Origin of the sequence: Luedemannella flava (genome assembly GCF_039528515.1) — a bacterium.
In the GTDB taxonomy this organism is placed as follows: domain Bacteria; phylum Actinomycetota; class Actinomycetes; order Mycobacteriales; family Micromonosporaceae; genus Luedemannella; species Luedemannella flava.
Genome location: NZ_BAAALT010000144.1, coordinates 1 through 8,625 on the forward strand (window position 1 = coordinate 1; position 8,625 = coordinate 8,625).

Consider the following 8,625-nt stretch of genomic DNA (forward strand, 5'->3'; position numbering starts at 1 on the left):
ACCGACGTCGAGCGCGCGACCCAGCGGGCGCGAGCGCTCGGCCTCCTCCCGGTCCAGCAGTGTGGCGATGCTGTCGGCGGCGGCCGTTCCGTAGCCCTCCCAAGGGGTGATTCCCCAGCGGTACATGCGGGCGTAGTTCGTCATACAGTCCCACCTCCCCCGTCGCCATTGAAGCACGCCGATTCAGCCGGCCTTCCCGGCCCGGACGGGTCATATGTACGTGGGATCGCTCTATCCTGGCGTCACAGTGGCAGTCACAGCTATCGTCACAGTCATGGCCACAGCGAATCTCACGGTCTCTCTGGATCCGGCTGTCATCGACATGGCGAAGGCTCAGGCTGCCCAGCACGGCATGGCCGCTTCCGCATGGGTCGCCAAGCTGATCCGGGATGCCGCCCTGGTCGAGGCATCCCGTCGCTACGACGCCTACAACCTGGCCAGCGGAGATGGTCCGGAGATGGCCGTGTGGGACGCCGCGAACTCGGCAGAGCAGGACGAACGCCTGGCTGGTGCTGAGTGGTGAACCAGGGCGAGATCTACGAACACAACGTCAACGGCGTACGCTTCCGCGTCCTGGTCGTTTCCTCCGACGGACACAACCAGGCACGGACCCCGTGGGTCGCGCCGATCCGGCACGGCACCGCCGACATCCCGCCCTACCTGGTCGCACTTCATGACGCTGACCCGCTCGGCGGGGCCGTCGACCTGGACCGGCTCCGACGTGCGGCACCCAACGGGCCGTCACTGGGTCTGGTAACAGGAACGACCATGAACCGCGTCCGAGAAGCGGTCGTCGCCGTATTCGCGGCGTGACACGTCCAAACGCCTGATCAGGGTCTGAAAAGTGGAGCCGAGGGGAATCGAACCCCTAACCCCCGCCTTGCAAAGGCGGTGCTCTGCCAATTGAGCTACGGCCCCGGGCGGAGGTGCTGCGTGCGCCCCTACCGGAGGTCGGGGGCGGTTGTCGCCTCGTGCCAGAGTGCGCGCTCGTCGTTGGCGCTCTTGACCTTCTTGGCCACGTAGGCGCCGGCGCCGACCAGTGCGGCGAGGATGAGCAGCTTCTTCCACATGGCGCTAACCACCTCTGGCTGGCGGGCGGGAAGTGGGGCTAGATGGAATCGAACCATCGACCTCAGAGTTATCAGCTCTGCGCTCTAACCGACTGAGCTATAGCCCCCTGCCCCGACCGGTTGCCCGGACGGGCGGCGCGAGGAGAAACGTTACAGCACTCCTCCTCGCTCACCAAAACGGGTATCCACCTCGGCCCTGTCAGCGTGACGGGGCCCTCGTCAATCCTTCTCGGACAGGGTCAGCTCGATGCCGCCGACGAGGTCGGCGCACACGTTGTAGACGAACGCGCCCAGCGTCATCAGGGCCGTGAACAGGACCATGTTCACCGCGCCGAGTAGGACCGACGCGCCGATGACGCCCTTGGCCGTGATCTTGACGCCGTCCTGGCCGACCATGTCGGCGAGCGCCTTGTTCACGCTCGCGAACACGCCCATGGCGTCCAGCGCCAGGTACAGCACCGAGGTGGCCACGATCGCCACGATGAACAGCACGAGCGACACCGCGAACGCGAACTTCATGACGGACCACGGGTCGATCCGCTTGAGGTGCAGGCGCGCGCGACGCGGGCCACGGGCCGTCGCGCCGGCGACCGTGGCGCGGGCCGTGCGGACCGCGTCCGTGACCCGGGCGGCGCCGACGGCGGCCGCGCCGGCGGCGGGCGCGCTCGTGGGCGCGGTGGGAGCGTCGGCCGCCGGGTTCACCGAGGTCGACGAGAGCGCCGACGGGGTGCTCGAGGAGACCGGGACGGCCGCCGTGCCCTTCACCGGCGTGCCGGCGTACAGCGACGACGAGACGCCGGGCCGGCGGGTGCCCGTCTCGGGGGACGACGACGTCGGCACGGACGCCTTCGCTGTGACCGAGGCGCTCCCAGCGGCCGGAACGCCCGCCGGCGGGGTGGCCGGGGCCGGGGCGGGTGCGGACGCCCGCGCGGTCACGACCGGCGCGGGCTCCTCGGTGGGCTTCACCTTCGCGGTCCCCGTCGCGGCGGCGGCAGCCGTCGGCGGCGTGGCCGGCGCGGGATCCGCCGGGCTGTCGTCCGTACTCTCGGAGGTTTTGCCGTTGGTCTTGACCGACGTGCGGCTCTCCTTGATCGCGGCGGGCGCGGCCCNGGGGGGCCGCGGCGCGGGCCGCGGCGCCCGCGCCCGGAGTGGGCGCGGGCGTCGCGAGCGACCCGGCGGCGACGCCGCCGCTCTCAGGCGAACTGTCAGCCTTCTCGGACGTGGCCGACGGCTTGGCGGCCGGCGGCTTGGTGGCGGATTCGGGAGCGGCGGCATCCGACGCGGCACCCTCCGTCGTGTCCGGCTTGTCAGCCGTGGGCACGATGGTCTTGGGCTCCTCGTCCGACGGTGCCGTCGAGGTCCCCGAAGCCCCCGACTTCGCCTGCGTCTCCGTCATGGACTATTCCTGTTCGTCCGGCTCGTCTGCGTTACGAGCTATCGCCACCAAAGTCACACCATCAGGCAGGTCCATCAGCTTGACCCCCATTGTGTTCCGGTCGCGCGTCCTGCGCACCGGCTTCACGGGAGTCCGGATAACTCCCCCATTGGACGTGATGGCGAACAGCTCGTCGTCCGGGCTGATCACCACTGCGCCCACAAGTCCACCACGACGCTGGGTGATCTTCGCGGTCAGGACACCCTTTCCGCCCCGGCCCTGGATGGGGTACTCCTCGATCGGCGTCCGCTTGGCGTAGCCGCCGTCGGTCGCGGTCAGCACATCCATGCCGTCCCGGACCACCTCCATCGCGAGCAGTTCGTCCCCGTCGCCGAAGCGCATGCCGATCACCCCGGACGTGGCGCGGCCCATCGGGCGCAGCGCCTCGTCCGTGGCCGAGAAACGGATCGCCTGGGCCTGCTTGCTTACCAGCAGCAGGTCGTCCTCCGATGCTAGGAGGGCGGCGCCAACCAGCTCATCGTTGTCCCGCAGGTTGATCGCGATGATGCCGCCGGTGCGGTTCGAGTCGAATTCGCTCAGCGCCGTCTTCTTGACCAACCCGTTCTTCGTCGCCAGGACAAGATACGGCGCGACGTCGTAGTTGGGAATCTCGATGACCTGAGCGATCTGCTCTTCCGGCTGGAAGGCCAGCAGGTTCGCCACGTGCTGACCCTTGGCCGTGCGCTGCGCTTCGGGAAGTTCGTACGCCTTCGCCCGGTAGACGCGCCCCTTGTTTGTCAGGAACAGGATCCAGTCGTGGGTCGAGCAGACGAAGAAGTGGCTGACGATGTCGTCCTGGCGCAGCGTCGCCCCGGACACGCCCTTGCCGCCCCGGCGCTGCGACCGGTAGAGGTCGACCTTGGTGCGCTTGGCGTACCCGGTCCGGGTGATCGTGACCACCACGTCCTCGCGGGCGATGAGGTCCTCCATCGAGACCTCGCCGTCGAACGGGACAATCCGGGTACGCCGCTCGTCGCCCCACTTCGCCACGACCTCGGCCAGCTCGTCCGAAATGATCTTCCGCTGCCGGGCCGGGGTCGCCAGGATGTCCTTGAAGTCCTTGATCCGCAGCTCGATGTCGCTCAGCTCGTCGATGATCCGCTGACGCTCCAGGGCGGCCAGGCGGCGCAGCTGCATGTCGAGGATCGCGGTCGCCTGGATCTCGTCCACGTCGAGCAGCCGCATGAGGCCCGTCTTGGACTCCTCGGCGCTCGGCGAGCGGCGGATCAGGGCGATGACCTCGTCGAGCAGGTCCAGCGCCTTGACCAGACCGCGCAGGATGTGCGCGCGCTCCTCGGCCTTGCGCAGCCGAAACGCCGTCCGACGCTGGATGACCTGGATCTGGTGGGCCACGTAGTAGCGCACGAACTGGGCCAGGTTCAGCGTGCGCGGCACGCCGTCGACCAGCGCCAGCATGTTGGCGCCGAACGTCTCCTGCAGTTGGGTGTGCTTGTAGAGGTTGTTCAGCACCACCTTGGCGACCGCGTCGCGCTTGAGCACGAGCACGAGCCGCAGGCCGGTACGGCCGGACGACTCGTCGCGGATGTCGGCGATGCCGGCGAGCTTGCCCTCGCGGATCAGGTCCGCGACGCGCTCGGCCAGGTTGTCGGGATTGACCTGGTACGGCAGCTCGGTCACCACGAGGCAGGCGCGGCCGCGCTTGTCCTCCTCGACGTCGACGACCGCCCGCATCCGGATCGAGCCGCGGCCGGTACGGTACGCCTCCTGGATCGGCGTGGTGCCGACGATGAGGCCGCGGGTCGGGAAGTCAGGACCCTTGACGATCTCGATGAGCTGTTCGAGCGTGGTCGCCTCGTCCGCGTCGGGGTTGTCCAGGCACCACTGCACCGCCGCGCCGATCTCGCGCAGGTTGTGCGGCGGGATCTTGGTGGCCAGGCCGACCGCGATGCCCTCGGAACCGTTGACGAGCAGGTTCGGGATGCGCGACGGCAGGATGGTGGGCTCCTTGGCCCGCCCGTCGTAGTTGTCCTGCATATCGACGGTGTCCTCGTCGATATCGCGCAGCATCTCCATCGCCAGCGGCGCCAGCCGGCTTTCGGTATATCTCATGGCCGCTGGTGGGTCGTTACCCGGGGAGCCGAAGTTGCCGTTGCCGTCGACCAGCGGGTAGCGCATGGACCAGTCCTGGGCCATGCGGACCAGGGCCATGTAGATCGACGAGTCGCCGTGCGGGTGGAACTGGCCCATGACGTCACCGACAACGCGGGAGCACTTCACGTAGCCGCGGTCCGGGCGGTAGCCCGAGTCGTACATCGCGTAAAGGATCTTGCGGTGTACGGGCTTGAGCCCGTCCCGCACGTCCGGCAGGGCCCGGCTCACGATCACGCTCATGGCGTAGTCGAGGTACGAGCGCTGCATCTCCACTTCGAGGCCGACCGGCTCGATGCGCCCGTGGATGCCGACCTCGGCACCCGGCTCGATCGGCTCGCCGCCTGGAGTTTCCGTCACGATCAACCCTTTGTCATAAATTCGGCAAACGACTGTGGATAAGTCAGTGGGTCACACTGTGGATAACGCTGTGGACGATGTGGAAAACGCAGGCAGCCTCAGATGTCGAGGAAGCGCACGTCCTTCGCGTTGCGCTGGATGAAGGTGCGCCGCGCCTCGACGTCCTCGCCCATGAGGACGCTGAACAGCTCGTCGGCGGTGGCGGCGTCGTCGAGCGTGACCTGGCGCAGGGTGCGGGTCGCCGGGTTCATGGTGGTGTCCCACAGCTCCGGGTAGTTCATCTCGCCCAGACCCTTGAACCGCTGGATGTCGTCCGGCTTGGCGTTCGGCTTGGTCTGCTGGCGCAGCGCGATCAGGCCGTCGCGCTCGCGGTCGGAGTACGCGTACTGCGCGTCGTCGCCCTTCTTGTTCCACTTGATCTTGTAAAGCGGCGGGGCCGCCAGGTAGACGTGGCCGAGCTCGACCAGCGGGCGCATGAACCGGAACAGCAGCGTGAGCAGCAGCGTCTGGATGTGCTGGCCGTCGACGTCGGCGTCGGCCATCAGCACGATCTTGTGGTACCGCAGCTTCTCGATGTCGAACTCGTCGTGGATGCCGGTGCCGAGCGCGGTGATCAGCGCCTGGACCTCGTTGTTCTTCAGCACGCGGTCGATGCGCGCCTTCTCCACGTTGAGGATCTTGCCGCGGATCGGGAGGATCGCCTGCACCTTCGGGTCACGGCCCTGCTTGGCCGAGCCGCCGGCGGAGTCACCCTCGACGATGAAGATCTCCGACACCCGGGGGTCGGTGGACTGGCAGTCGGCGAGCTTGCCCGGCATCGAGCCGGTCTCCAGCAGCGACTTGCGCCGCGCGAGCTTGCGGGCCTGCTGGGCGGCGATGCGGGCGCGGGCCGCCTGGGACGCCTTGGTGATGATCACCTTAGCCTCGGCCGGGTTGCGCTCCAGCCAGTCGACCAGCCACTCGTTGCAGGTCTTCTGCACGAAGCTGCGCATGTCGGTGTTGCCGAGCTTGGTCTTGGTCTGACCCTCGAACTGCGGGTTGGCCAGCTTCACCGAGATGATCGCGGCGAGTCCCTCGCGGATGTCCTCACCCGAGAGCTTCTCGTCGTTCTTGAGCAGCTTCTTGTCGGCCCCGTACTTGTTGATCACGCCGGTGAGCGCGGAACGGAAGCCCTCTTCGTGGGTGCCACCCTCGTGGGTGTTGATGGTGTTCGCGAACGTGTAGACGCTCTCGCCGTACGACTCGTTCCACTGCATCGCGATCTCGACGGCCATGCCCTCACCCTCGGCGCCGAACTCGACGACCGAGCGGTGGATCGCGCTCTTGGTCTGGTTGAGGTGGCGCACGAAGTCGGCGATGCCGCCCTTGTAGCAGAAGGTGATCTCGCGCTTCTCCTCGTTGGCGTCCTCGCGCTCGTCGCGCAGCGCGATCGTCAGACCGCGGTTGAGGAAGGCCATCTCCTGCAGGCGCCGGTAGATCGTCTCGTACGTGAACTCGGTCGTCTCGAAGATCTTGTCGTCCGGCCAGAACGTCACCGAGGTGCCGGTGCGGTTGGTCGTCTCGCCCTTGTCCAGCTTGTCGGGCTTGGAGTTGTTGTAGCGCTGACGCCAGACGTGACCGTCCTTCCAGATCTCGAGGTCGATGCGCGTGGACAGCGCGTTGACCACGGAGATGCCGACGCCGTGCAGACCGCCGGAGACCGCGTACGCCTTGCCGTCGAACTTGCCGCCCGCGTGCAGCACGGTGAGGACGACCTCGACCGTGGGCCGCTTCTCGACCGGGTGGATGTCGACCGGGATGCCGCGGCCGTTGTCGACGACGCGCACGCCGCCGTCGGCCAGCAGGGTCACCTCGATCGTGTCGCAGAAGCCGGCGAGGGCCTCGTCGACCGCGTTGTCCACTACCTCCCACACCAGGTGGTGCAGCCCTCGCTCACCGGTCGAGCCGATGTACATGCCGGGCCGCTTGCGCACGGCCTCCAGGCCCTCGAGCACCGTGATCGACGATGCGTTGTAGTCACCAGGCTTCTGCTTGGGCGCTGCCACCATCAGTCGCTTTCTCCGCGGAGGCACGCGGGGGCGTGCCGGCCGGCAGGGGTCGTGCGCGGGCCGCTTCGCGGATCACGCATCGTCAACGGTCGGTCGTGTGCTGGTCAGTGGGCCTGTCGCGGCCGCTGTCCAGTCAGTTGTCAGGTCCACCGCCATCCTACTGTGCGCGTGCGACGAGACTGCCCTGCGGCACCCCGCAATCACGGCGTTGACCCCTCTGGAACCGCCGCAGCGCCTCGTTCAGCGGCGGAGCCGACCCCCCTATCGCACAACCGGGGCGCGAGGGGCGCAGCGCCGTCGTGCGGCGAGCGCCCTGCCCGGGGCGAATGCTGCCGGTTCAGGGGTCGCGCCGGGTGACCGGAGTGACGTATGTTGCCTTGCCGCCTCTATCGGGGCCCAAGCAGCCCGCGGGCGGCATGCCCCGCCTCGGTGCCCAGCAGGCGCAGCAGCGGGATAGGGAGGTAACCCCGATGGCGCTCGACAACGTGGCCGTCCAGTGGCCGCGCACCGGCCGCTTCTATGAGCCTGTCCCCGCCGACGAGTTCGCCGACTTCGCCCACGTCGCGGCAGGTGCCCCCGCGCATGCCGGGCCGGCGGCGGCGCTCGCCGCCCACATCGCCAAGACCTCGACCGTGCGCGCCGGCGCCTACACCGACCTGGTGGACCTTCTCCTCGGGCTCGACGGCGTGCTGTTCGCGACCGACGCGGCGGCCGAGGATGAGGACCCGGTCATCGACCCGGACGGCTGCGCGTGGATCGCCGGCGGCCTGGAGCGCTTCGTCGCCGGCCACGAGGCGCTCGGCCAGGCGGGGGACGAGATCACCTTCGACAGCGTGGCCGTCGTGCTGGGCGCCGCGCTCAACCAGGGCCGCCTCGCCGAGCAGCAGCTGCGCTGGCTCGACCAGCGGCTGGACAGCCTGCGCGACGACGAGGGCAACCCGCCGCAGTGGAACTTCACGCTGCTGGAACTGCGGGTGCTCACGGTCTTCTACCGCCGCTGCGCCGACCGCGGCTTCGCCGTCTACGCGGACTTCTAGCGCCACAAATACGGGCATTTCGGAGACGATCTCCGAACTACACAGGCGTAATCCACAAGCTGTGGACACACCTGTGTACGACCGCCACTAGATATGGGATCGCCTATCCGTACGTGTCCCGCGGGCCACGACCGGGCACCCGCCGGGGCCCCCGGCTCCACGACGGCGCGACCGGCCCGTGGATGTTCAGCCGGGTGACCACGTTGTGCCCGACGGAGGCCGCGATGAGCCCGACGAGCTTCGCGCTGAGCAGCCGCAGCTGCGTCGCCCAGGCGGTCGACTCGGCCTCCACGGTGAGGACGCCGTCCTCCAGCTTCACCGGCCGGCAGTGCGCCGCCACGTCGGCGCCCACGACCGCCTCCCAGGCGCCGAACACCTTGCCCTCGGCGGCGGGCTTCTCCCACCCGCGCGTCTGCATGAGCCGTCCCATGATCGACCCGAACGGCTGCGGGTCGCGCGGGTCGGGCCCCGAGCCTGAGTACCCCCGTGGCCGGAACCGCCGCGGTTCGCCGCCGTCGGCCGCTCCGCCCTTACGCGCCGGGGCCGGCCGCGCGGCCCGCCGGGCC

General features: G+C 68.8%; 8 protein-coding genes and 2 tRNA genes. 3 read left to right on the plus strand and 7 right to left on the minus strand.

All coding sequences use genetic code 11. The features are described 5' to 3' along the window. Positions 1–274 precede the first annotated feature (274 nt). Positions 275–523 carry a hypothetical protein gene (locus ABD211_RS21670; protein ID WP_344134894.1) on the plus strand — a complete coding sequence of 83 codons (249 nt, stop codon included), beginning with the start codon at positions 275–277 and terminating at the stop codon, positions 521–523. Continuing rightward, positions 520–813: a hypothetical protein gene (locus tag ABD211_RS21675; protein WP_344134897.1), complete on the plus strand. Its 294-nt coding sequence runs from the start codon at positions 520–522 to the stop codon at positions 811–813. Before ABD211_RS21670 ends, ABD211_RS21675 begins: the two co-directional genes overlap by 4 nt. Before the next feature lie 32 nt (positions 814–845). Here the strand turns inward: ABD211_RS21675 and ABD211_RS21680 are convergent. The 6 genes from ABD211_RS21680 to gyrB all read right to left on the minus strand — a co-directional run bounded on the left by ABD211_RS21680 (position 846) and on the right by gyrB (position 7,022). Continuing rightward, a tRNA-Ala gene (locus tag ABD211_RS21680) sits at positions 846–918 on the minus strand. Positions 919–941: 23 nt separating this feature from the next. Further along, complete coding sequence (locus ABD211_RS21685; protein ID WP_344085766.1) at positions 942–1,070, minus strand: DLW-39 family protein; 129 nt, start codon at positions 1,068–1,070, stop codon at positions 942–944. Between the two features lie 33 nt (positions 1,071–1,103). Beyond that, positions 1,104–1,177 (minus strand) — tRNA-Ile (locus ABD211_RS21690). 112 nt (positions 1,178–1,289) lie between these two features. Beyond that, complete coding sequence (locus ABD211_RS21695; protein WP_425560484.1) at positions 1,290–2,162, minus strand: DUF3566 domain-containing protein; 873 nt, start codon at positions 2,160–2,162, stop codon at positions 1,290–1,292. Positions 2,163–2,469: 307 nt separating this feature from the next. Beyond that, entirely contained in the window at positions 2,470–4,974 is a 2,505-nt protein-coding gene (gene gyrA / locus ABD211_RS21700; RefSeq protein ID WP_344134902.1) for a DNA gyrase subunit A, read from the minus strand. A gap of 98 nt (positions 4,975–5,072) precedes the next feature. Further along, positions 5,073–7,022, minus strand: coding sequence for a DNA topoisomerase (ATP-hydrolyzing) subunit B (gyrB, locus tag ABD211_RS21705; protein WP_344134905.1), 1,950 nt, complete (start codon positions 7,020–7,022; stop codon positions 5,073–5,075). A 470-nt stretch (positions 7,023–7,492) separates the two neighbouring features. Between gyrB and ABD211_RS21710 the strand changes: the two genes are divergently transcribed. Next, positions 7,493–8,059 (plus strand): hypothetical protein, encoded by a 567-nt coding sequence (locus ABD211_RS21710; RefSeq protein ID WP_344134908.1) that lies wholly within the window; start codon positions 7,493–7,495, stop codon positions 8,057–8,059. Positions 8,060–8,162: 103 nt separating this feature from the next. On the opposite strand, the gene ABD211_RS21715 is transcribed toward ABD211_RS21710, so the two are convergent. Then, positions 8,163–8,625, minus strand: a 463-nt coding sequence (locus ABD211_RS21715) for a DciA family protein (protein WP_344134911.1), incomplete at its 5' end; no start/stop codon positions are given.